Annotated in this window: 19 protein-coding genes; 5 read left to right on the top strand and 14 right to left on the bottom strand. The window is 48.5% G+C overall.

What is annotated here, in order from left to right:
- Positions 1-12: 12 nt before the first annotated feature.
- On the bottom strand, positions 13-501 hold the full coding sequence (locus M3630_RS11110; protein WP_251252135.1) for a PaaI family thioesterase: 489 nt from the start codon (positions 499-501) through the stop codon (positions 13-15).
- A gap of 198 nt (positions 502-699) precedes the next feature.
- Here M3630_RS11110 and ilvD point away from each other — a divergent pair, with 198 nt between their 5' ends.
- On the top strand, positions 700-2,376 hold the full coding sequence (gene ilvD, locus M3630_RS11105; protein WP_015892520.1) for a dihydroxy-acid dehydratase: 1,677 nt from the start codon (positions 700-702) through the stop codon (positions 2,374-2,376).
- Positions 2,377-2,523: 147 nt separating this feature from the next.
- Here the strand turns inward: ilvD and M3630_RS11100 are convergent, their stop codons facing one another.
- Positions 2,524-3,024: a C40 family peptidase gene (locus M3630_RS11100; protein WP_251252134.1), complete on the bottom strand. Its 501-nt coding sequence runs from the start codon at positions 3,022-3,024 to the stop codon at positions 2,524-2,526.
- Between the two features lie 449 nt (positions 3,025-3,473).
- Here M3630_RS11100 and trmB point away from each other — a divergent pair, with 449 nt between their 5' ends.
- Positions 3,474-4,118 (top strand): tRNA (guanosine(46)-N7)-methyltransferase TrmB, encoded by a 645-nt coding sequence (gene trmB, locus M3630_RS11095; protein ID WP_173610906.1) that lies wholly within the window; start codon positions 3,474-3,476, stop codon positions 4,116-4,118.
- 357 nt (positions 4,119-4,475) lie between these two features.
- Here the strand turns inward: trmB and M3630_RS11090 are convergent, their stop codons facing one another.
- The 8 genes from M3630_RS11090 to M3630_RS11055 all read right to left on the bottom strand — a co-directional run bounded on the left by M3630_RS11090 (position 4,476) and on the right by M3630_RS11055 (position 12,856).
- Positions 4,476-5,174 carry a response regulator gene (locus M3630_RS11090; RefSeq protein ID WP_251252133.1) on the bottom strand — a complete coding sequence of 233 codons (699 nt, stop codon included), beginning with the start codon at positions 5,172-5,174 and terminating at the stop codon, positions 4,476-4,478.
- The gene (locus tag M3630_RS11085) at positions 5,152-6,783 is read right to left on the bottom strand and encodes an ATP-binding protein (protein WP_483298462.1); all 1,632 of its coding nucleotides are present in this window, start codon (positions 6,781-6,783) and stop codon (positions 5,152-5,154) included. The genes M3630_RS11090 and M3630_RS11085 overlap by 23 nt, the downstream gene beginning before the upstream one ends.
- A 98-nt stretch (positions 6,784-6,881) precedes the next feature.
- The gene (locus tag M3630_RS11080; protein ID WP_251252131.1) at positions 6,882-8,189 is read right to left on the bottom strand and encodes a CitMHS family transporter; all 1,308 of its coding nucleotides are present in this window, start codon (positions 8,187-8,189) and stop codon (positions 6,882-6,884) included.
- A 244-nt stretch (positions 8,190-8,433) separates the two neighbouring features.
- Positions 8,434-9,300 (bottom strand): ABC transporter permease subunit, encoded by an 867-nt coding sequence (locus M3630_RS11075; protein WP_251252130.1) that lies wholly within the window; start codon positions 9,298-9,300, stop codon positions 8,434-8,436.
- Positions 9,272-10,234, bottom strand: a complete 963-nt coding sequence (locus M3630_RS11070) for an ABC transporter ATP-binding protein (protein WP_251252129.1) — start codon at positions 10,232-10,234, stop codon at positions 9,272-9,274. The genes M3630_RS11075 and M3630_RS11070 overlap by 29 nt, the downstream gene beginning before the upstream one ends.
- 90 nt (positions 10,235-10,324) lie before the next feature.
- The gene (locus M3630_RS11065) at positions 10,325-11,500 is read right to left on the bottom strand and encodes an anti-sigma factor family protein (RefSeq protein ID WP_251252128.1); all 1,176 of its coding nucleotides are present in this window, start codon (positions 11,498-11,500) and stop codon (positions 10,325-10,327) included.
- Positions 11,497-12,021: an RNA polymerase sigma factor SigX gene (locus M3630_RS11060; RefSeq protein ID WP_217367222.1), complete on the bottom strand. Its 525-nt coding sequence runs from the start codon at positions 12,019-12,021 to the stop codon at positions 11,497-11,499. Before M3630_RS11060 ends, M3630_RS11065 begins: the two co-directional genes overlap by 4 nt.
- 124 nt (positions 12,022-12,145) lie before the next feature.
- A complete protein-coding gene (locus M3630_RS11055; RefSeq protein ID WP_251252127.1) occupies positions 12,146-12,856 on the bottom strand; it encodes an AAA family ATPase in 711 nt (236 codons plus the stop codon).
- A gap of 96 nt (positions 12,857-12,952) precedes the next feature.
- Here M3630_RS11055 and M3630_RS11050 point away from each other — a divergent pair, with 96 nt between their 5' ends.
- Positions 12,953-14,377 (top strand): L,D-transpeptidase family protein, encoded by a 1,425-nt coding sequence (locus M3630_RS11050; protein ID WP_251252126.1) that lies wholly within the window; start codon positions 12,953-12,955, stop codon positions 14,375-14,377.
- A gap of 146 nt (positions 14,378-14,523) precedes the next feature.
- Here the strand turns inward: M3630_RS11050 and M3630_RS11045 are convergent, their stop codons facing one another.
- The 4 genes from M3630_RS11045 to tkt all read right to left on the bottom strand — a co-directional run bounded on the left by M3630_RS11045 (position 14,524) and on the right by tkt (position 23,220).
- Complete coding sequence (locus tag M3630_RS11045) at positions 14,524-17,841, bottom strand: collagenase (protein WP_251252125.1); 3,318 nt, start codon at positions 17,839-17,841, stop codon at positions 14,524-14,526.
- Positions 17,842-18,074: 233 nt separating this feature from the next.
- Positions 18,075-18,425: a hypothetical protein gene (locus M3630_RS11040; RefSeq protein WP_173610895.1), complete on the bottom strand. Its 351-nt coding sequence runs from the start codon at positions 18,423-18,425 to the stop codon at positions 18,075-18,077.
- Positions 18,426-18,526: 101 nt separating this feature from the next.
- The gene (locus M3630_RS11035) at positions 18,527-21,043 is read right to left on the bottom strand and encodes a transglycosylase domain-containing protein (RefSeq protein ID WP_251252124.1); all 2,517 of its coding nucleotides are present in this window, start codon (positions 21,041-21,043) and stop codon (positions 18,527-18,529) included.
- A 170-nt stretch (positions 21,044-21,213) separates the two neighbouring features.
- Complete coding sequence (tkt, locus tag M3630_RS11030; RefSeq protein WP_251252123.1) at positions 21,214-23,220, bottom strand: transketolase; 2,007 nt, start codon at positions 23,218-23,220, stop codon at positions 21,214-21,216.
- 129 nt (positions 23,221-23,349) lie between these two features.
- On the opposite strand from tkt, the gene M3630_RS11025 reads away from it, so the two are divergent.
- Positions 23,350-23,505: a hypothetical protein gene (locus tag M3630_RS11025; protein ID WP_229088116.1), complete on the top strand. Its 156-nt coding sequence runs from the start codon at positions 23,350-23,352 to the stop codon at positions 23,503-23,505.
- A gap of 16 nt (positions 23,506-23,521) precedes the next feature.
- Positions 23,522-23,983 carry an NUDIX hydrolase gene (locus tag M3630_RS11020; protein WP_251252122.1) on the top strand — a complete coding sequence of 154 codons (462 nt, stop codon included), beginning with the start codon at positions 23,522-23,524 and terminating at the stop codon, positions 23,981-23,983.
- Positions 23,984-24,160 lie beyond the last annotated feature (177 nt).

The following is a 24,160-nucleotide window of genomic DNA, read 5'->3' as shown; positions in this document are numbered from 1 at the left end:
AGCGAGGCTTTTTTATTTCCGACCATTTCTGGAAAGCACAATGAACGTTCCTGTACCGTGGGCGATCCGCCTATCCCGATCATCGTAAACACTGCCCTCCATGACGACCAGCGTGTGTCCGCGATGCAAAAAGCTCGCTTCGGCGCGCAGCCGCTCTCCTGTTCCCGGAAGCAAGTAATTGAGCTTCAGCTCTGTCGTCACTGCATACTGATTGGGTGGCAAGGATCGATTGATCAAGGAGCCCATCGCTGAATCGATCAAGGTCGCAAGAATTCCTCCATGAACAACTCCCCCTGAATTGTGCATAAAAGGGGTCAGAGGCAATTCGAAGCGATATGACTGTCTTTCTTCGTCTATGAACTCTCCCTTTAATCCAAGAAACCCGGAGATAAATGCACTATTCCGTTCCCGCTTTTGATGAATGGCAGCAACAGCCAGCTCGATAATGCGGCGCTCCTCTTCACTCCCGTCCGACCAGATGTTTTTTAACTCGTCTAACATTTCGTTCACTCCAACCGAAATAGAATCGATTCTTCTATTTTATCCCAAACAAGCTGATTTCGCTATGATTCCTAAACTTATGTCATTCGAGACTGAGCAAATGTTCAGACTTTTACGGTTGTTTCTGTAATTAAAAATTGATAAGATAGTTCAAAACATAAGACAGGCATGATCCGTATTGGAAGGGAGTTTTTCAAATTGGCCAGACAACGAAGTGATATGATCAAAAAAGGATTCGACCGCGCACCACACCGCAGCTTGCTTCGTGCAGCAGGTGTAAAGGATGAGGATTTCGATAAACCGTTTATCGCCATTTGCAACTCGTACATCGACATTATTCCGGGTCACGTGCACTTGCAGGAGTTTGGAAAACTGGTCAAGGAAGCCGTTCGTGCTGCTGGCATGGTACCATTTGAATTCAATACGATTGGTGTTGACGACGGAATCGCTATGGGACATATCGGGATGCGCTATTCCCTCCCGAGCCGTGAGATTATTGCAGACAGCTTGGAAACCGTTGTCGCTGCTCACTGGTTTGATGGCATGATCTGTATTCCAAATTGTGACAAGATCACTCCTGGGATGATCATGGGTGCGCTTCGTGTCAACATTCCAACCGTCTTTGTAACCGGTGGTCCTATGAAAGCCGGAAAAACGAGTGATGGCCGCTCCATCTCGCTTTCCTCCGTATTCGAGGGTGTCGGAGCTCACCAAGCAGGCTTGATCAACGACCAGCAACTCGAAGAGCTGGAGCAATATGGATGCCCGACTTGCGGTTCCTGTTCCGGTATGTTTACAGCAAACTCGATGAACTGTTTGCTCGAAGCCATTGGTTTGGCTCTCCCTGGCAACGGTACCGTACTCGCTGTCTCGCCTGAACGTCGCGAGTTGGTACAAGCATCTGCTGAAAAACTGAAAAATCTGATTGAACGCGACATTAAGCCACGCGACATCGTGACACTTGAGGCAATCGATGATGCATTCGCACTCGACATGGCGATGGGTGGTTCAACCAATACGGTTCTCCATACTCTGGCTATCGCACAAGAAGCAGGCATCGAATACCCAATCGAGCGCATCAACGAAGTAGCGAAGCGCATTCCACATATTTGCAAGCTGGCTCCTTCCTCCGACTATCATATCGAGGATTGCCACGAGGCAGGCGGCGTATCAGCGGTTCTGAAAGAAATCGCGAAAAAAGCAGGCGCGATCCATCCAGACCGTATCACCGTCACGGGCAAAACCCTTGGCGAAAACATCGCTGACGCCGAAATCAAAAACGATCAAGTCATTCGTCGCCTAGACAATCCGTACAGCGCTTCCGGCGGTCTCGCTGTTCTGTTCGGCAACCTGGCAGAGCAAGGCTCGATCATCAAAACAGGTGGTGTCGATCCTTCTATTAAAAAGCACGAAGGTCCAGCCATCTGCTTTGACTCCCAAGAGGAGGCTCTGGCAGGAATCGCTGCTGGCAAAATCAAATCCGGTCATGTTGTCGTCATCCGCTATGAAGGTCCTAAGGGCGGCCCAGGTATGCCGGAAATGCTGGCTCCTACCTCGCAAATCGTGGGTATGGGTCTCGGTAAAGAAGTCGCGCTCGTTACAGACGGACGCTTCTCCGGAGCTTCTCGCGGGATCAGTATCGGTCACGTGTCTCCTGAAGCCGCAGAAGGCGGTCCAATTGCCTTCGTACAGGACGGAGATATCATCTCGATTGATCTCGAGGAGCGCACGATGCAACTGCTCGTGGATGAAGCCGAGCTGGCTCGCCGCAAAGAAGGCTGGAAAGAATTCGAGCCGAAGGTAAAAACAGGCTATCTGGCTCGTTACTCCAAGCTGGTAACGAATGCGAGCATGGGTGGTATTTTGAAAATCTAGCACACTGCTAGCATACAGACCAAAGCCCTTGTCTTTGTGGGAGACTCCACAAGGCAAGGGCTTTTTTTTACAAGATTTGCATTCCTCGATTCTCGCAACAAATTGGGTTGCCAGACGTATTAGTAAGTAGAGAGCCAGACGAGTAGATTACAAGACTCGCCGTGCCGAAACGAAGCGCTTCTCCCAGGACGTGCCCTTAAAGGTCGAATACGTCACTCCTGGTTTTCCATACGTATGTAAGAGTTTGTTGTTGCCTGCATAAATCGCTACGTGTGTAATCCGTTTGGATGTCGTCGTTGTACTCGCCTTGAAGAACACCAAGTCTCCCTTTTTCAGGTTGGCCTTGGACACACTTGTTCCTTTCTTGGCTTGATCGCGAGAAGTGCGTGGCAAGCTCTTGCCGACTGCGACTTTAAATACGCGCTGTGTAAAGGAAGAACAATCAAATACGGCTGTGGTATTGCTGCTCGCACCGAATTTATAAGGAGTACCCATATATTTTCTTCCCGTGGCAATGACCTTGTCCGCCTTGGATTGCGTCCACGCTGCCTCGGCTACATTTTGCTTTCCTGGCAGTGGAGCGACAATCGATGTGACTCCCAATGTTACTCCCATTACGATTCCTATGAGGGTTTTATGTAATTTCATGCTGTTCATCCTCCCTTTTCTTTTGAAAAAGATCCCTGCTCAACTAGGGACCATTTTATGCAAAGTTTGGCTGACCTCTCACTTGTTCTCTACTTTACCAAAGCTCACACTCTATGAAATTACCAAAAACTTACCAAAAACTATTTTTCCAACTGGATACGATTACCGCTTGACGCCTTCGCGCTTGATTTGACGGGCATTCCTCAAATTTTCAGTCTATTTTCCTGCCATAATGTCCCTCCTAAATTGGGAAATTTTATCCAGCTACCATTTGTCCAAATCCACACTCCATGCGACTTTCGTCCTAGTTCTATTTACAAAAAACCCCTTTTCCCTCCTTTTTCACGTAATCTGCCTCTGGAATCTCGCTTCCCTTTCTTCTCTCTCTACTTGCAACTAGCAGGGAGTCATCGTAAAGTAGATAGGAGTTCGTTTTGAAGGAGGCACATATGCGACTGCGTAACATTCCAGGTGCCGAAGCGGCCCTGAGAGAATATCCGACGTTTGTAGACAATCCCCTTTCCTATAAAGGAAACTGGAAGGAACGCTTCGGGAATAACAATCCGATTCATGTGGAGATCGGCTGTGGAAAAGGACGTTTCATTAATACATTGGCCGAGCGTCACCCTGACATCAATTTCATTGCGGTTGAACTGAAAGCGGAGGTCGTTCTGCGCGCTGTTCAGCGTACAGAGTACAAAGCTGTTCCGAATCTGGCCTTTGTCCAATACGACGCTTCCAAGTTGACCGACTTGTTTGCCGATCACGAAATTTCTCGCATCTATTTGAACTTTAGTGATCCGTGGCCAAAAACTCGTCATGCGAAACGCCGTCTTACTTACAAAAGCTTCTTGAACACCTATCGCCAGGTGCTTGTGGCAGACGGTGAGATTCATATGAAGACAGACAACGAGAACCTCTTTGAGTTTTCACTCAACCAATTCGCTGGGGAACGCTTCCAGATGCGCAATATCACTTTTGACCTTCACCAGTCCAAGCTGGCGGCGGATAATGTGATGACGGAGTACGAGGAGCGCTTTTCTTCTCGTGGGCAGCGTATTTATCGGGTGGAAGCGAGCTGTGTGATTAAGTAGGCTCTGGTTTGAGTCAACATAGGGGAGGAGAAGAAAAAGCACAGCTCTCTTCGACTCTGACACACCAGCAGGGGGGATTCACTGGACGTCTCCACTTCCAAAAGGGGACCGTCGAGCCAAAGCCACCCTACGGGCGGAAGTTTCTCAAGGAAGAAGTGTTCGACAAGCGTGGTCCCCTTTTGGAAGTTCCGACTGGGTGGGCGTTGTCAAGGTCTGCGAGCCCTGCGCTTTTTCTTCTCACCAGCTTTCGTTGGTTCATCGGAACCTTCTAAATGCTTATTAGAAATCAGAAGTACCAAAAAACCCTCCACGCTCTCTAGTAGGCTTGTACCTTACTTGCGAACGCGAAGGGTTTTTTTATTCTTTTTGCCGTCCGACGCTTTTGTACACGCGCTCTGGACGTCCGACGACTCCGTACGAAAGGTCTGCGATGGCGTCTCCTTTGGCTACCAGATATTCGAGATATCGCCTTGCTGTTGAACGGCTAATGCCTGTTTCTTTACTGACCAAATCGGTCGTGGCCTCCTGGGTCTGCATGAGAAAGCCTGAAATTTTGTCCAGCGTGATTTGATCAATTCCTTTGACTGCCCTTGTCTCGGTTGTCTTCTTTTGCCCAGTCCGGGAAATAAGCTCATCGATTTGGGCTTGGCTGATTTGATCGGTGTCTTTTTTCCAATCACTCACCTTTTGCCTGAACTCCTGATAATTCCGCAACGTTTGTTGCAAGCGTGCAAAGATAAGTGGCTTGGTAATAAAATCGAATACGCCATAGCGGATCGCCTCTACAACCGCATCTACTTCTTTGGCGGCTGTCAGCATGATGACATCCGTTGTAGGGAACTGCTCCTTTATGATCGACAAAAAATCGAGGCCGTCCATATCCGGAAAATAAATGTCGAGCAAAACGAGGTCGGGATGTAAAATTTCCATTTGGTCCTTGGCCTCTTGCCCATTCGTGGCAATGCCAATCACCTCGTACTCCTCTACTTTTTCCACGAAGCGTCGGTTTACCTCTGCGATTCTCAGGTCGTCTTCAATAATGAGTACCCGTATCATCTAGTACGGCCTCCTTCCGTTCTGCCGTGCGTGCATCCTTTGGTATCGTCACAGTAAAAATCGTTCCGCCTACCGGATTACCCGTATGCGTAATATTGCCGTGTACATGTAAAACAGCTTGTTTGACCAAGTGCAGACCGTAGCCATGATTCGGATGTTGTTTGGTAGAGAAGCCCAGCTCAAAGATTCGTTCGGCATTTTCTTCGGAGATGCCTGGCCCCCGGTCCTCTACCTCTATAAGCAAGACCTCTTCCATGTTAAGCAAAAAGATCGTGATTTCAGGAGCAAATGCACCTGGAGCTTTTACAGCGTCCATCGCATTATCTATCAAATTGCCGAGAATGACAATCAGCTGTGAGCGATCAATCGAGGCAGGAATGTCACGGAAGTTGCTTTCTGGATCTATTTTCAATTCCACTTTGCGTTCGTTGGCTTGATTCAGCTTCCCAAGCAACAAGCCACCTATCAGCGGGTCGGGGACTTCTTGCATAATAAACTTCGTATTGTGGACATGCACATTCAACTCGGAAGAGATCGTTTCAATGGCTTCCTGATACGATTCAAGCTGGATGAGTCCTGATATGAGATGCAGTTTGTTGGAATACTCGTGCGTCTGGGAACGAAGGACTTCCGCATACTCCTTCACTCGTGACAGCTCCTGTGTGACCTCGAACAGCTCGGACCGATTGCGAAAACTCGCTACAGCACCCATTACATGGCGCTCCTTATCCATAATCGGGACCCGGTTCACGACTAATACATGCTCGTCCACATTCGTTTCGCGGTCAAATTCGGCTTTCCCTGTCGCAATCACCTCATGAAGACCAAGCGAACGAACCAGCTCGTCCTGTTTGTCCATGATTCTGTCTTTATCCTTCGCTTGCCCGAGCATGTGGAGAGCGGTCTGATTCGCGAGCGTGATCGCCCCATCCTTATTGACTGCCACAATACCTTCGCGAATCGATTCCAGCACCGCTTGATTTTCCTGATACAATCGCCCGATTTGTTCTGGCTCCAAACCAAATATCGCTTTCTTTACATTTTGTGAAAGAATGAGCGTAGCCACCACACCCAGAAGCATGATGATGATGCCGATGACAACGATTCGATTGCGATACGATTCGATTGTTTCATTTATATCCTCAAACAAGAAGCCGACAGAAACGACCCCCATCACTTTTCCTTCCTCATCATAGATCGGTGTTTTTCCTCTCAGCCCAGGACCAAGCGAACCGACTGTCTCAGAGATGATGGATTGTCCCTCAAATACTGCCTCATTGTCGCCTCCCACCATCTTTTTGCCAATCTGCTCTGGATCGGGATGTGAGTAGCGGATGCTTTGCAAATTTCCTACGGTGATAAAAGCCGCATTCGTGTCCACGCGTATTTTTTCCACGATTGGATTAATAATCTTGGCGGGATCTTCTGTGTCAAACGCCTGTTTGATCTCGGACATCTGCGCGACGGTCTTGGCGGTGTGCAGTGCTCGCGTCCCGATCTCATGCTCTAATACGCCCGCCAGCATCTGTTCAAACATCGTACCGAGTATGACAATCACACCAAAAAGGAGCGAGCAAATAATCAACATCAGCTTGCTGTGAAAACGCACATCGTTCCCTCCTCTTCTTCTCATTGTATCTCATTTCGCCCGATGACGAAAAAAGAGGCCATGAGCAGGCCTCTTTTTTTCTTCCTTCTTTTCGTTGATCAGAATGAGATGACTCCGGTAAGAAGAGCAAGCGCAATCATCACCATCGATGTTCCAAACGCCCATTTCAGGACGAACTTTTGGGTTTCCGCATAATCGACTCCAACCATTCCGATCAACAGGTACTGTGCTGCAAACAACGGGCTGAGTACATGCAGCGGTTGACCCAGGATGGAAGCGCGACCAATTTCCGCCGGATCGATTCCGTAAGCGGCTGCTGCATTTGCCAGGATTGGAACGATCCCGAAGTAATATGCATCATTCGACATGAAATACGTGAATGGCATGCTTGTCAGCGCTACGAGTAGAGGCATATGGGAACCAAGTGAATCTGGAATCCAGGAAACGAGTGTGCTCGCCATCGCATCGATCATTTTCGTTTCAGTCAGGATGCCTGTAAAGATTCCCGCAGCGAAAACCATGGACACGGTAGCCAGTGCGTTAGCAGCATGGGCTGCAATTCGCTCTTTCTGATCTTGCATTTTCGGATAGTTCACAAACAGGGCAATGGCAAAAGCGAGCATGAACATCGTCGGCAGTGGCAAGAAGCTCGTAATCAGACCGACCATCAGGGCTGCGGTCAACAACAGATTGAACCAGATCAGGCGCGGACGTTTCAGTGCAGCAGTCTCATCTGTCGCCGCCACTTCTTGTCCTGCAAGCGATTGCAAATCTTCATCTGGTATCTCCATAATCCCCAGACGCTTACGCTCTTGTTTGCCCAGAATACAGGCTACGATCATCACCCACGCAATTCCGCCAATCATTACAGGAATAACAGGGACGAAAATCTCGGAAACATCCATATGAAGTACACTCATGACACGTGCTGTCGGTCCACCCCAAGGCGTCATGTTCATGACACCGAGTGCGAGCATCGGCATGACTGCCAGAATCATCGGTCTAATTCCCAGCTTGCGGTACAAAGGCAGCATCGCTGTAACCGCAATCATATAAGTAGTAGTTCCATCACCATCCAGCGCCACCAAGGTAGCGAGGATCGCTGTACCTACAATCACCTTCAGTGGGTCACCCTTCACCATTTTCACGATTTTCTTGATTAATGGATCAAACAGACCTGCATCCATCATGACTCCAAAGTACAAGATGGCGAACAACAGCATAATTCCCGTCGGCGCAATTTTCTTGATGCCTGCAAGCATCATGTCGCCAATTTCTGTACCAAATCCGCTAATCAACGCAAAAACAACAGGAACGACAATCAAAGCAACCAATGCCGAAAGCCGTCTCGACATAATCAGGTACATGAAAACGGCTACCATGAGAAATCCAAATAATGCCAACATACGCTAGTTCCCCCTTGCAAGAATGCGCTTACAATGATGTTGTAGCAACCATGACGAATGCGCTTTCATATTGTGCTGTCATTATAACAATGTTCGTAAAAATCCGAATAGAATATGCGCATAAACTGTTTTAACTGCATTTCCTCTATTAACATCATAAAAATCACGAAATGCGCATATGGTGATCGGCCATGCAAGGGCGAAAAGAAAAAGAACGGCCGAATTAGCCGTTCTTTTGTCTTTCTTATACATCTCGCTTCTGAAATACCCGAATGGACAGCCCTAACGCTACGACGCCATAGAGAATGGTGTAGATGAGCATGGCAGTACTCGGAGGTGAAGTCGTACCGAAAATGCCTTGCGAAGCGAAGGACAACGGATCGTCAGCTGTATCAAATAGCGAGAGCGTCGTTTGCCTGAATAACGAATCGGTTGGAAAAACCAGACTGGAAATAATCCCGATGTTCGTGAGTGAGCTGTTGCTAAATGCAACACCAAGCTGCTCGATAAAGCCACCAATAAAGCTGATCCCGTACAGAATGATCAAGATAATACCGCCCGTTACTGTTGTAGTCATACTGCTCAAGAGCATGGCTACACAAACAAGAATGATCGGCATACTTACGAAGAAAGCGGCTGCTTTCAGGATTTGGTCTCCTCCTACCTGAACAGCCAAGGCACCACCGCCCACCCATTGGTTGATCGCCAAAAGTCCGAGGAACATCAGGAGTGCGTATAGCCCCAACATACTTGCCAACCCGAAAAATTTCCCCAATACATATTTGTAGCGAGGAAGGGCGCGAGCCAGCCACGTGTCGATTTGGTGGCTCTCGATTTCAGATGCAATACTCCCGACACTGCTCAAAATCGCCAAGAGTGCCGTAATGACGGAACCAAAGTACAAGCCCATCCCCAAGAGCTGAGTGGAAAAGAAGTTTTTTTGCAGCAAAGCTTCCGGACCTGCGCCCTCGAACGATTCCTTCATTTCCTTGACCGCATAGCCTGTGGCAAGCCCAAACAGCAGCAGGAAGGCCAGCGACATGATCAGCGTAATCGTGAAAATACGCTTGGAGATCATTTCTCTATACGTGATTTTGATGATCGGCCACATGTCGTTCTCCCTCCTTTCTCTGCACCCAATACAGGAATACGTCTTCCAATGATTGTTGCTTGCGCACGACTTCATGTACTCCAGCCCCGGATGCAACCAATTGTTGCAACAGAGCGGGTACCCGATTGTCCTGATCCATCGTCATTAACCATGTATCACGGTCTTTCTCTTGTCTTACGAGACGACTCTCTGTGACAAAGGAAGGAAGCTCGTTCTGAAAGCCTGCGCTATCCTTGTCCACTGTCAATTCAATTTGTGGTTGGACGCTGCTCAGCTTGCGCCAGTCGCCATGTACGACCAACTCACTGCGGTGAATGATCCCGACGTAGTTGCACACGCTCTCCATTTCACTCAGTAGATGACTGTTGAGAAAAACCGTCTTTCCTTGGTCACGCAGCCGCGCGATCAGCTCACGCACTTCTTTCCGCCCGATTGGGTCCAGTGCGGAGGTCGGCTCATCGAGGAAGATCAGCTCTGGATCGGATAAGAGGGCGCAGGCAATCCCGATACGCTGCTGCATGCCTTTGGAATAGCCCCGGATGCGTTCACTCTCCCGTCCAGCCATTCCGACCAGCTCAACGACATTTTTTATCACGGATTTGCTCTCACGATATGTTAATCCACACAACTCAGCATGATGCTCTAGGAGCTGCTGGCCCGTCAACCAATCAGGATAGCGAAACAGCTCTGGCAAGTACCCTACCTTTTTTCGCGATTCGACACTGCCAATCGGCTGCCCAAGCATGACCGCTTTGCCATTCGTTGGGTGCAATAGCCCGAGCATCGTCCTGACAAAGGTACTTTTACCCGCTCCATTTTGACCGAGGAAACCAAATACGGAGCCGCGCGGTACTTGTAGCGTAATATTTTTGCAGCCGGCTTTACCGTTATATTGCTTAGTCAATTCCCAGGTCTCTATCACATAATCTGACATCGTTTACCTCACTTTCTCCATCGCAAAACGGGACAAAGCAGAGTCCTCCTTCTTCAGGAAAACTCTGCCAACACTCCACTATTTGTATACTTATTTCAGTTCTTTTGCAAAATCCAACAGCCCGTCAGCGTTCTTTTCGCTGCCTTCCAGCATGTGAATTTGTCCATCCTGCTGCCACATCAGATGCGAATTGTATTTACCTGTGATCAGCATTCCGTTTTGACCGTTCACTTTCACTTCCTTCATCTTGCTCTCGCCGTCTGCCATGTATGGCACAGGGAGGGTATGCTGCCAGTCTTCGATGCTAATCATCTGCTTTTTCACTTGATCCGGAATGAACGGCAGGGCCAAGATTGTCTCGCGAAGCTGTGCCAGATCGACTCCCTCTGGTGCGCTTAGCTCAGGAGCATCTACGACAGAGTAGCCAATATTTTCTTTTCCGACAAGCATCCTGACCTGCTGCATCTGTGGAATCTTCAAGGAGAAGCGTTTGCCACTCAGCTTTTCATCAAAGCGCGCCTCTACCTGCAATTGCGCCAGTAGCTTGTTTGCACGATCGGCATCGATCTCCATGTGCATGGTAAAAGGAGATTGGATCTCTACACTATCCACCGTGACGTCCTGCGGCAGCTGTGGCAGCTTCACCCCAGCCTTTTCAGCGGATTCCTTGTTGTTATAATAGTAGCTTCTTTGCTCAAGTTTCTCTTGATCGTTTTTATCCATCCAGATTTTTCCGATCCCAGGCAGTTCCGTCTCGCCCCAATTGCCGTTAGCGATCCATTGTTCCAGCTCTTGCATATCTTCTTTCGTCACTTTGACGAACTCTACTTTATCCATACGGAAAATGGACAGAAAATCGTTCGCTGCTGCTTGTACTTGGGGGAAAGACAGGGATACAGCCAATACTGCTGCTGCCGAAGCACCTGTCACCCATCTTTTTGTTTGCTTATTCATCTGATTCCAGCTCCTTCTGATTGTTGCTCGATTGGTTGTCGCTTGTCGATCTTGTGCATTTGTGTTCGTCGGTTTCTCGATTGTTTGCGAAAAACGCTGCCACGCTGCTTCCGTATTGACCTTCACATTGCTTGTCTCGGAAAAAGCATGCTCCATCTTCTCACCAGTCCAGCTATCCAACGCGGACAGTTCGTCCAGCCGTGTGCGGCAGGTTTCACAGTACTCCAGATGAAGCAGGAATTGCTTACTTTCTTTTGAGCTGCATTCCCCATCCAAGAACGCCTGGATAAAGCCTGTATCGGCACATTTCATTCCTCTTCCCCCCTCATCCGGCCATATATGGTACGAAATTTACTTTTCGCTCTCGCGAGGAGTGTTCCCACCGAGCTGATCTGCGTGCCAGTCGCTTTCGCCAACTCCGCATAAGGAAATCCGGAATATTTCATGACCAGCAAGGTTCGTTCCCGCTCGTCTAGCTCCTCTAGCACATCGCGGACGATACTCTGGGACTCTTTTGCAAGCCACATCTCTTCTGACGAAGGGCTGACGTGTTCTTGCTCGGATGCACTTCGCTCTTGTCTGGCGTACCTGCGTTTTTCTGAACGAAGATAATTGTACGCTGCGTAGAGCGCGGACTTGGACAGCCATGCCGGAATATGTTCGATCCCTGTGCGATCGGTATGGTAAAAGGAGAGAAATACATCCTGCGCAATGTCTTCTGCCGTTTGTTGATCTTTCACAATTCGCATGATCTGTCGGACTACAAACGGATAATACGTCGTAAACAATTCTTGAAAGGAATCTGTATGATCCTCTACTCGAGCATGGTTCATCACCAGGTTTGCTTGCACCTCCACTGGATTCCTCCTTCCCGCGTGCGCTATTGACGAATGCCCTACTGCTTCGTTCATCTAATAGAAACCGCCAAGCCGTTTTTTGTGACAGGAAGAATGAAAATTATTTTTCATCTAAAAATAGATCGGGCTTCTCCAGGAAACGGCGCGTCAATTGATAGTGCTCCGTATCGCGATAATTCACCTCTTGTACCGGCGATTCATCAAAATTGAGGATAGTTGCTCCGGGATAGCCCAATAGAATCGGCGAGTGCGACGCAATGATAAATTGTGCTCCTTCTTCCACCAAATCGCGCATCAAGTACAAAAAAGCGATTTGACGCTTCGGTGAGAGAGCAGCCTCGGGCTCATCCAGCAGGTAGATTCCCCTGCCGTTGAAGCGATTGGCAAACAACGAGAAAAAAGATTCTCCGTGCGACTGCTCATGCAGCGAGCGTCCGCCGTAATGTTGATAGCTTTTCGGGCCCATCTCATCGATATGGCTGGCAAACTGATAGAAGCTCTCCGCTCGCAGGAAAAAACCATTCGTTATTTTAGGCAGCCAGGAAAGACGTATGTAGTCACCCAGAATCGCCTCCGAGCGATGCACCTCATAATAGTTGTGACGCGATCCTCCAGCTGTGTTAAAACCGCATTGATAGGCAATTGATTCCAATAACGTCGATTTACCCGAGCCATTCTCTCCTACAAAAAAAGTGACGCTGCTAGCAAGCTCAATCTCTTCCAGCTTGCGCAAGGACGGCAAGTGAAACGGATATTCTTTCATGTTGGGAAATTTCTCCCGCAGCAGCTTGATCGTTCGTAAATAAACCATTTTTGACCTCCACTCTCATTATTTTCCCGACTCCATCCGATACATCCTTATAAGGGCGCCTTTTTAAACGCTCATTTATTTGGGGGAGAAGTATCCGTGGACAAGGTTTCCTTTCTTCAGGAAAAAAGTACATTTCATATGAAATATCCGGATCAGAGCGACCTCGCCTTTTACCGGTGGTATACGACGCAGTATCCAAACGAAGCCATCGGCTGGTTTCACCTTGGCCAAGAACGAGAAGCACAAGGAAACCGGGAACAGGCTCTCGAAGCGTACAGGCGTGGACTGGTATCCAAGCAAGGCTCGTATTACAACGAGACGCGTGACGCTTATCAACGACTGCTGCGGGAGCGACAACGCAATTCCTTGGGCAATCGAACGCGTTTACTCTTGGCTTCACTCTTGTTTCTCTATTTTCAATTCGCTTTTTCGCCCGGACCGTTGAGAGATGCGTCTTCCAAGACAACGCCGCAGGCTGCCAAACAGCCCGTACCGACACCTGGGCAAACGCAGCCGCATGTAGAGGTCATTGCAGTCCCTCCTACACTCAGTGCCCGTGAGCTATCTGAACAGGTCCGGCGGTATGTAGAGTCTCGGCGCCCTGCTCTGACTCAGCCTTTTTCAGTGATGGTTGTCCCGGAAGTGCCTGGTTCGCCGTTGTTCCGTCCCTTGCTGTTTTATCAGCCACGTGAAGTCCGAGGCATCTTGCGTTATAATCCGACGAGTCGAACTGTTCTCAGTGAAAAATGGTGGGATAAACCTGTGCAGTTGGAACGAGAACCGACACTTGCCACAGTAAAGGCAGAACTCACAGATGAGCAGCTAACCCTCCAGCATGTACTGATTTTGCGAAACGCCTTGTATCGCTACTATCAGCAAACCGGTACATTGCCTGCCCAGCTGTCTGATCTGGCTGGCGCATATCCAGGCAATTATTTGCCGCAAGTTCCAGTACCGCCGAAGAGACTTTTGTTAAAAAGCTATCCGTATCATCCCAAAGCCTTCTTGCCAGAGTCCGCATGGGACAGCTTGCGCAATGTGCTGCCGCTTCCCGGCTATCCGGAGCCAGTGGCGCCTTTCGAACCGTTACAGCTTCACTTGTCTACCTCGACACATACGATGAAGCTCATCAGCGGTTCCCATCTGGTACGCAGCTATCCCGTTGCCATAGGCAAAAACGGTTCTACACCCGAAGGCTACTATACCATTCAACAAAAAATCAATCAGCCGCGCGGACATGACAATATTTATGGAACGAGGGGCATGGTCTTTCAGGAGAACGGGTACGCCCTCCACGGGACAAACCATCCCGAGAGCATTGGCTCATCCGTTTCGCTCGGATGTGTTCGCTTGTACAATGCCGCTGTCGAGGAGTTGTACAGCTTTGTTTCCTTGGGGACAGAATTCATGATCTCCAATGCACCGTCCCCTGCCCAGCCTTGGAACAATCCTGTACCATTCGTTCTCCCGGCTGGCCCTGAGGAAGAGACGCCACAAGTCATTTACAATTGGCTCCATTGATTCCTTAGGCTTCGTAAAGAAAAGACGTGTGGAACGCCATCTCGTTACGCGCAGATTTTTACCAGGCGCTTACCAAACGAAAAAAGCCCTTCTATCCCTTTGAAAAAAAGGTGTAGAAAGGGCTTTTCTTCCTATAAACGGGAGGATTAGTCTGCGTTCACGATAGCTTTATACGGAATCGTCGTTTTATTTGTGTTGTAGACTAACAAGTAATATTTCCCTGGTTTTGCCTCAAATTCTCCCGTCAGTTTCTTACCTGCATTTTTGGGGTAGGCGAAATACGTTTCGAGATCATCTTCATGGAACACTACCCAGTTCAAGCCTTCGTCCTTCTCGCTACTTACCGTAACTTGAACAACCCCTTCCTCTTCAACCTGAAAGATGTACGTATCCTTGTCATCTGTACGATCGGTTTGACCACTTATCTCTTCGCCCAAATGTAGTGCATTTGCGTCATCGAATGAATTGTTCGGCTCCGTTTCGATTGGTTCTGATTCTTCTTCCGGCAATTCCGCGGTTACTTTGTATGGAATGGTTTCACCGTTAAAGTTGTACACGGATAAATAGTAGGTACCCGGAGTTGCTTCAAACTCACCGGAGAGCGTTTTTCCTGAAGTTTTGGGGTAAGCGAAATAATGATTCAGATCATCCTCGTGGTGAACGACCCAGTTCAAACCAGTATCATGCTCGCTCGTTACGTTGATTTTCACCGTTCCATTACCCAATACCTTCAAGGCAAAAATGTCCTTGTCATCTTGTTTGCTTGTTTGACCACTCAACTTCACATTGCTTTTCAACGGATTTGCCTCTGAAAAGCTGTTGTTTGGCTCTTGTTCCTTTTCCCCGATTTCTCCACCCTGCTCCTCGATTGTGATTGTCATCGATTTCGCAGTAACAGCTCCTTTGTCATCCGTTACTCGCAGTTTCACGGTATATTCTCCCTGATTTTCGTAGACATGCGTAGGATTGGCATCACTGCTGCTTGTGCCGTCTCCAAATTCCCACAAATAGGATACGATGCTTCCATCCGGATCGGAGCTTCCGTTACTGCTGAATGCAACCTCCTCGTTTACGGCCGCTTTTGATGGTCCGTTCATGACAATAACAGGCGGCTGGTTCTCACCATCTCCCTGTTCTGGAAGAACCCCGTGGAACGTGACATCATATTCAAACTGATTGGATGCATTTACTCTGTAGTTGGTAAAGTAGGCCGTTAAGGTTTTGTAGCCGTTCCATGGCCGGGAAGTAAGTGTAGTTAGAAACTCGTCTGTCATGCGATTCATCGTTTCCCAGTCTCGCTTCTCCCCTTGTGCCTGCGTACCCGTGTACGTGCCTGTTAACGTAAAGGTTTGGAAGAACGCTGAATCGTACTTGTTTGTAGACACATTTTGTAATCCAGTAACCTCTTCAATTTCCCCGAAGATTTCTGCATTTGCTTTGGGGTCTGGCGCGACCAGATAATCATCGGATACCAGCGGTACAGTCAGATCGGGATAGCTGTCTACCAATAATTCCATTGTTCGATGGTAATTCCGATTTAGCTCGGAATCATTGCTGAGCGTACGGATTAACTGGTCATAACCATCCACGTTATTGGCCTCTATGTAATCCATGATATCGTCCAGCTTGTTCCAGTCCTCTTTCATCATGTGATACTGCAGGGCGTATGAATACGTATAAAAGTCCCACGAGCCATAGCGTGCGTGCAAAGTTTGAGACGCCGTATACCAATTATTTTGCCCAAAGCGAATGAGATTGTTGACCATGGATTTTCGAGGCAGAACACCCGTTGTTCGCGTGGAGCCTGCAAAGAGTTCCGCTCCTCCTTCTTCAAACCACGACAGTCTCTCGTCTCTGTAAATCGGCCCCTCATTCCACAAGCCAGGTATGGCATAGCGCCCTTGCAAATAATGCGTGAATTCATGTCGGAACAATTCTTCCAGTGTGTACGTGCTCTGCTGCGGTGTTCGTTCGTAGGTGAAGAAAGTTCCTTTTCCCTCGATATACATGCCTCCGTTGTCCGTTTCATAGCCATACAGGGGGTTGTTCATCTTGTACTCTGAAGGACTATTGTAAAGGACAATGGTCAAAATATCGTCGGGGTTCCCTTCTTCCATCGGTTCATCTCGTCCTACCATCCGATGAAACTGCGCTTTGACCTCTTTTGCCGCCCAATACAACCGTTTCACTTTTTCTTCCGTGACATCTCCGCCTGTTTTCATGACGATGCTTCCGTCATCAAATGTGTATTCTTTGGGCAAATACTTTTCCATGGCATCCTCACGAATCTTGTTGAACTGGATGTCTCTTCCCTGCGCGTCTTTTCCTCCATAGACCGTTTGGATCAGCTTCGCTGCTTGCATATACTGAAGTCCCACATACGGATAAAGCTCTAACGCTTCTGTGAGGACCTCATTCCCCTTATTCGGATTGGAATGATATTCTCCCAAATACGCACTATGATAAAACCCATTGTCGACGACCCATTCTTTTGCCTCATCCGTATCGCCATGCAAGGCGAGTTTTCCCAACTCGTTCAGATACGAATCGATTTTGCCGTAAAACTCCTGCTTCTTCGTTGGTTCATCCACTTTCCACATTAGAATATAGCTAAACTGGCTCATGATACGGAATACAGCATCACCCGCACTCCGCTGCGTAATGAAAGTATCCATTTGTTCCTCGTATTGACGGATGATCGGGGCAGCTTTCTCCACGAGGGAAGCGTTTACAAAAGTGTTTCCGATGAGTCCACCAAATGCACCTACCACCTCATTTTGAGCATCTGTCCCTAATTTGAAATTCGGATTGTCTGCAATGGCTTGCAGAGCAGGGAACACTTTTTGATGCTCGCTTCTCTGATTGAGATAGGATAATTCCTGATGGTAGTAGCCAAGGTAATATCCAGAGCGAAGAACTTCAACCAAGGTGTCAATTCCTTTGGAATCGCTGCCGGAGTATTGCGTACCTCTCACTTGCAATGCGTCAATGATGGCCTGAACGCGCTGACGATCGTTGTAAAAAGCATACGAATCGGGGGTAAAGTCGAATAATTCAGGAATCTGCTCCCAGCTGACCGTCACCAGTACTTTGACTAACTCGTCATAACTGAGTTTGTTCAAATCGGACATCGCGTACTTTTCGGCATTTGCCTTTATGCTCCACTGCTGTTCGCTAGAAGAATCTTGCTCCTCCACACTCCAGGTCGGCTCCACTGGATGCGGATATTCTTCTGCTTTGTCACTGGATTGATGCTGAAACGAGGTGACTGGGTCCAGCTTTCTCCCCGCATATTTCCCAGAGGGCGGAACGTTTTGATGCGCATCCCTTCCAATCGCACTCGTGTAATCCTTGACCGCCAAGGCTTGGGCAGGGGTACCAACCGTCCCCAATAGAAATGATGTCGAGAGAAGGACACCAGCCATCATGCGGCTTGTGTGTACCGTGTGACGCTTTTTCCTCATGAATGAGCAAACCTCCTTTTGGAATGAAATAACGTACACGCTGTTAAAATTGCAATTATGGTGCCAATACATATAGCAGAAGAGAAGAGTATGTGTGTATACATTTTTTTACATAATTACATAAACATGTATGTTTCGTTAGACACTGTTACTTTCCTAAGTGAGCCTAGCTTAGCGCACGCAAAAAAGCGCGTTCCCGCAAATGGGAACGCGCCATGTTTTTACAGTCACATTTATTTTTCTTCTTCCAATTCCCTCATCGACTCTTCTTGTTCTTCTTCTGGGTTCCAATAATCGAGCACTTTTCCTTGCAGAACCTTGCCTTGAATGAATTCTACCTGCTGCTCACTGAAATCCTCTGTCCACTCAATACCCAATTGTTCAGCTAGACGTACGACGGTCAACAGTTCTGACCAAGCCACATAACGTTTGTACCAGAAGAACTGTGGCTGTTCGTTCATGTATGGGTAAAGATCATCGAAATCGGTGTGTTTACAGTCAAGTGCTCGCTCAAAATTCAACTTGGTTTGGCGTAACTGTTCTTTGAAAAATGTGGGTAGATCCCTTTGTGCGTAGCCAGACATGGACTGTCCCCCCTGTCTCCCGATTTAATGGTATTGTACCACGCGAAAGAAGTTGTGCAAATAGTCGAATCGGTTTTGAATCGTTCCTGCTGGGCTAATCTTTAGCCGTCTGAAGCATCCGGGAACTGGTTCTGCCCCTCCTCTTGTGGAGGTGGCGGTAATTGAATTTCGTTGGAAGAACCATTTGTCTGACCAGGAACTGGATTCATGATGTCCGGTGGAACCTCACCTGTTCCCTGATTTGGCGGTTGGCTACTGCCTTCATTATTTGTATGCTCACCAGTCTCTCCGGTACCTTGGTCAGGTGGAATTTCACCGTTGCCATTTCCCGTACCATCCGGATTTTGTCCCTGATTGGTGCCTTCCTCGTTATGACCCGGATCTTGATTAATCAGATTCTCCAGCTTCTTGGAATCGATTGGGACTTCTTTTGATGGTGTCCCTTCCTCACCTTGCGCATTTCTCGGAACGACTTGATAACGATATTGTTTGGGACTGTCCAACACATCCAGGAACGAGGTTTCCTTCGTACCCGCAGAGATGAGTTGTTTTTCGCCGTTTTCGCTAATGCGGTACAGATCGTACGTACTGCCGTCAGCTCCACCGATCCAGCTAAGCACGACCATCAATTTATTGGTGCTGGTATCCAATGTCATGTCGGCAGCCAATTGAATTTCCGGTTCAACTTCCTCTTGTTTATGTTGTACGACGCCTTCTGGTCGAACGAAGTCTGATGACGGCACCCCTTTTAAGGCTGTTGCCAACACTTTGGAAAACATTTGCGCCGTCATGCTACTTCCTTGGTGCATCAAATGCTGTTTATCCTCTGGGTCAAAGCCCATCCAGACTGCACCGACGTATTCCGGTGTATAGCCTACAAACCAAGCATCCTTGTTTGCTTTGCTATCTCCCGCAATCGATTGTGTCGTTCCTGTTTTCCCTGCAACATGGCGGCCAGAGATACGTGCTGCCTTCCCTGTCCCTTCCTGTACCGCTTTCTCCAGCATGGTGTGAATCTCCCAAGCTGCTTCCGGCTTCAGTGCCTCCGATTGTTTTGGCTGGTATTCACGGACGACACCCTCAGTCTTGTTCTCGACCTTGGAAATGGCGTGCGCTTCGGACACTACCCCTCCATTTACAAAAGGTGTATAGGCCTGAGCCATTTGCATCGGAGATATACCTGCATCCAATCCCCCGAGGGCAATCGCCAGGTTCCGGTCATTCGGTGTCAGCTCAATGCCGACCTTCTTGAGGTACTCCAAGCTTTCCTTTACACCGATTTCATTTAGCAACCATACAGGCGGGATGTTTGCAGAGTCGATCATTGCCCGGCTCATGCTCATTGTTTCACTGTAGCGGTTATTGTAGTTGCGCGGCTCATAGCCATTGAAGCTCTGCCTTTTATTGCTCAGTTGCGAATTCGCGTTCCATTTGTTGATATCTTTATTTACTGCTGGAGCGAACACGGCAATCGGCTTAAAGCTGGAGCCCGGTTGACGCTTCATGTCTGTCGCATAGTTAAAGCCTTTTGGCGCATAGTTGCGTCCGCCCATCATCCCGGCAATTCCGCCCGTTTTCGCGTCGATGACAATCATCGATGATTCTACACCGCGCTTGGCGCCGTCTTTCGGGAAGTTTTTGGCATTCGCATATTCCTCTACCATGGCATCCTGTACTTTCGGATCGAAGGTCGTGTAAATGTCCCAGCCTCCGCGGTACAGTTCTTCTTCCGTTACGCCGAACTCAGCTTCAGATTCTCGAAGCATATGGTCAAAAAATGCGCGATAGCCTTTTTTCAAGCTCGCACCCGCCACTTCATGCGGTTCTTTCGGCAACGCCTCTGCTTGAGCTGCGTCTTTTTGTTCATTGGTAATGATTCCTTGCTCATACATCAGACGAATAACGGTGTCTCGACGCAGTTTTGCTTTTTCCGGATTGTTAAAAGGTGAATAAGTGGTCGGTGCTTTTGGAATGGCCGCCAGCATCGCTGCTTCTGCAACGGTAACATCGCTCGCGGACTTACCGAAGTAATACTGGGCAGCGTCCTCTACCCCAAATTCCCCTTCGCCCAAATAAACGCGGTTCAAGTACATCTCTAAAATTTGATCCTTGGAATACTTACGCTCCAAGCCAATCGCGATACTCATTTCTTTTGTTTTGCGCCAGAATGTTTGGTCTAGGGTGAGAAAGACGTTTCTTGCCAGCTGTTGGGTAATGGTACTTCCCCCTTCAGCTAACGATCCTTTTTTAATGTCATTAACGATGGCGCCACCGATCCGAACCATATCCACGCCTTTGTGTTCATAAAAGCGCTTATCCTCTACGGCGAGGAAGGCATCGATCAGAGTCTTTGGCATTTCGTTAATCGGTTTGTATACACGGTTCTTCTGACGAATCAGGCTCGTCATCTCTTTCCCGTTTTTGTCGTAAATGACAGTTGGTTCTGCTTTTAAGTCCTGTAGCTTTTGCACGTTTTGCTCAATCATCCGGTCTCCCGCATACAACAGAGCAAAGTAGCCCCCAATCACACTAAGGATAAGGAAAATTGCAAACGATACGGCAATCATCAGCAAGTTGTTCTTTTTCTTCTTGACTGTCTTCTTGGCCTTTGCTGCCATTTTTTACCTCCTGGTCTTCTCTCTCTCCCCCACATCTTATATAGACGGTCCCATTTCAAAAAAGTTTCTGTTTTGGGTCGTAGTCTATCATTCCATACAAAATTCCGTTTGTCACTGGAAAAGCCTATCTCCTGAAACAGAAGATAGGCTTTTTCCTAAAGGTTTACGATTTATTTCAGCAGTTTTTCTGCTTCAGCTACAACATTTTCTACCGTGAAGCCGTATTCCTTCATAATACGCTCACCTGGTGCAGATGCGCCAAACTGATCGATTGCGATGACCGTACCGTTATCGCCAGCATAACGCTCCCAGCCCATTGGAGAACCCATTTCTACCGCCACGCGCGCTTTTACAGTTGGCGGAATCACAGCGTCGCGATACTCTTTCGGCTGACGCTCGAACAGGTTCCAGCTCGGCATGGAAACAACGCGTGTTTCAATACCTTTCGCGAGCAATTGCTCACGCGCTTGCATCACGAGGGATACCTCAGAACCAGTTGCCAACAGGATGAGCTGCGGATTGCCGCTTGGAGCGTCTGCGAGAACATACGCACCTTTGCTCACGCCTTCTGCCGCTTTCTCAATGGTTTCAGGCAGAACTGGCAGGTTTTGACGAGTCAGTACCAGGACGACTGGCTCATCTGTACGGGATACAGCGTATTTCCAAGCCTCGTTCGTCTCCACTGCATCAGACGGGCGAAGAATGGTCAAGCCTGGCATTGCACGCAAGGAAGCGAGCTGTTCAATCGGCTCATGTGTCGGTCCATCTTCACCAACAGCGATCGAGTCATGTGTAAATACGTAGACAACTGGCTGCTTCATCAGTGCAGAGAGGCGAATCGCCGGACGCACATAGTCGGAGAATACGAAGAACGTACCGCCGTATACTTTAACTCCACCGTGGAGAGCCATACCGTTGAGGGCTGCACCCATCGCGAATTCGCGAACACCAAACCAAATGTTGCGGCCATCGTAAGAGCCTGGCAGGAAGTTGCCCGCTTCTTTAATTACCGTGTTGTTGGAATGTGCCAAGTCAGCAGAGCCACCCAGGAAGAACGGAATGCTGTTTGCCAATGCATTGATTGCATTACCGGAAGCAACGCGTGTCGCCAGCTTCGCGCCAGCTTCATACGTCGGCATATGGTTGTCCCAACCAGTTGGCAGATGACCTTCCTGTGCAGTCGTAAATTGCAGCGCCAGCTCTGGATACGCTTTTGCGTAAGCAGCAAACAGGTCGCGCCAAGCCGCTTCTGCTTTTTCTCCCGCATCAGCCAAGCCTGCATAGAAATCCGCCACTTCTTGTGGTACGTGGAACTCACTTTCATGGTGCCACTCGTAGTTTGCTTTTGTCAGCTTCACTTCATCTTTTCCAAGCGGAGCCCCGTGGGAAGAACTGGAGCCGCCTTTGTTCGGGCTTCCGTATCCAATGACGGTTTTTACTTCGATCAAGGTAGGACGATCCAAATCTTTTTTCGCTTCTGCGATAGCCGCGTCAATAGCAGCCAGATCATTGCCGTCTTCTACGCGAATATATTGCCAACCATACGCTTGGTAGCGACCCGCTACGTTTTCAGAGAAAGAACGGGAAAGCTCGCCATCCAGAGAGATATCGTTCGAATCGTAGAGCACGATCATTTTGCCCAGTTTCAGGTGAGCAGCCAGGGAAGAAGCCTCGCTGGATACACCCTCCATCAGGTCACCGTCGCCGCAGATTACGTATGTGTAATGGTCAACGATGTCAAAATTGTCACGGTTGTAAACAGCTGCCATGTGCTTTTCAGCCATCGCCATACCGACAGCCATCGCGATCCCTTGTCCCAAAGGACCCGTTGTCGCGTCAACACCCGCCGTGTGCCCAAACTCAGGGTGACCAGGCGTTTTGCTGCCCCATTGACGGAAGTTATGTAGGTCTTCCAGTGAAACATCGTATTTCATCAGATGCAACATCGAGTATAATAGCATAGAGCCATGTCCTGCCGAGAGGACAAAACGGTCACGGTCAATCCATTTTGGATTGCTCGGATTTACTTTCATAAAGCGGCTCCACAGTACATGTGCCATTGGGGCTGCACCCATCGGCATTCCCGGGTGACCGGAATTCGCCTTCTCGATGGCATCAATCGCCAGCGTGCGGATGGTATTAATGGATAACTGATCAACAGACGTATGCTGAGTCATCTCGCAAAATCCTCCCTGCGTTTTCTAGAAATTACTACCGAGAATCAGGTAAAAACACACTGTGCCATTATAGCATAGTTCCCATTCATAATCATGTTCGCTTTGCATGAATTAAGGAGGTCTTTTTCAATGAATTGGCTTTATCTTACTATCGGGATCATTTTAGGTGTTGCTGGAATTGGCATGCTGCTCTTGGCGATGACCAGCTCTCCTATTTTGAAAAAAAACAGACTGGAACGCCGAAGACAGGCTGCCGAAAATCATCGCCCGGAAGAATATCATTAAATAGAGGAGAATTCGCATGCAAAAAGAGCGCTTCGCGATGCAGGTAGCCGTTCACCTTTTCCTGGTAAAAGATGCGCAAGTTTTGTTATTACGCCGCTACAATACCGGCTACGAAGACGGCAATTACAGCGTTCCCGCCGGACATCTCGATGGGAATGAAGAAGTGAAGACAGCCGCGATCCGCGAGGCCAAAGAAGAATGCGGAATTGACATCGATCCAGCGAGCTTGGAGATGGTAGGCGTCATGCATCGTCGCTCCCATGATGAACGCATCGATTTTTTTGTCGCTGCTACTGAATGGCGCGGAGAAATTATCAATGCCGAGCCGAATAAATGCGATGAGCTCGTATGGGTGAACATGGATAAATTACCCTCGAACGTCATTCCTTATGTGAGGCAAGCTCTCTCGAACTTTAGACGAAAGCAGTGGTTTGACAGCTTTGGCTGGGAGCCTGCTTTCGAGCAGAAGAAGTCATAAAAAGCAACCAATCCGCCAAAAGCCTTGTGCTCGCTTTGGCAGTTGGTTGCTTTTTTTACGTTACCCTTCGCTTACCGAATCTCAGAAGAGGACCTTTTCCCCCTGATTAGCCAGACCTACTGCTTCCACCTGCTCAGGTGAAAATGGAAATCTATGACACAACGACATTTGGTAAAT

Source organism: Brevibacillus sp. MER 51, assembly GCF_023714195.1.
In the GTDB taxonomy this organism is placed as follows: Bacteria; Bacillota; Bacilli; order Brevibacillales; family Brevibacillaceae; genus Brevibacillus.
This window is presented reverse-complemented; position numbering and strand designations above follow the sequence as displayed.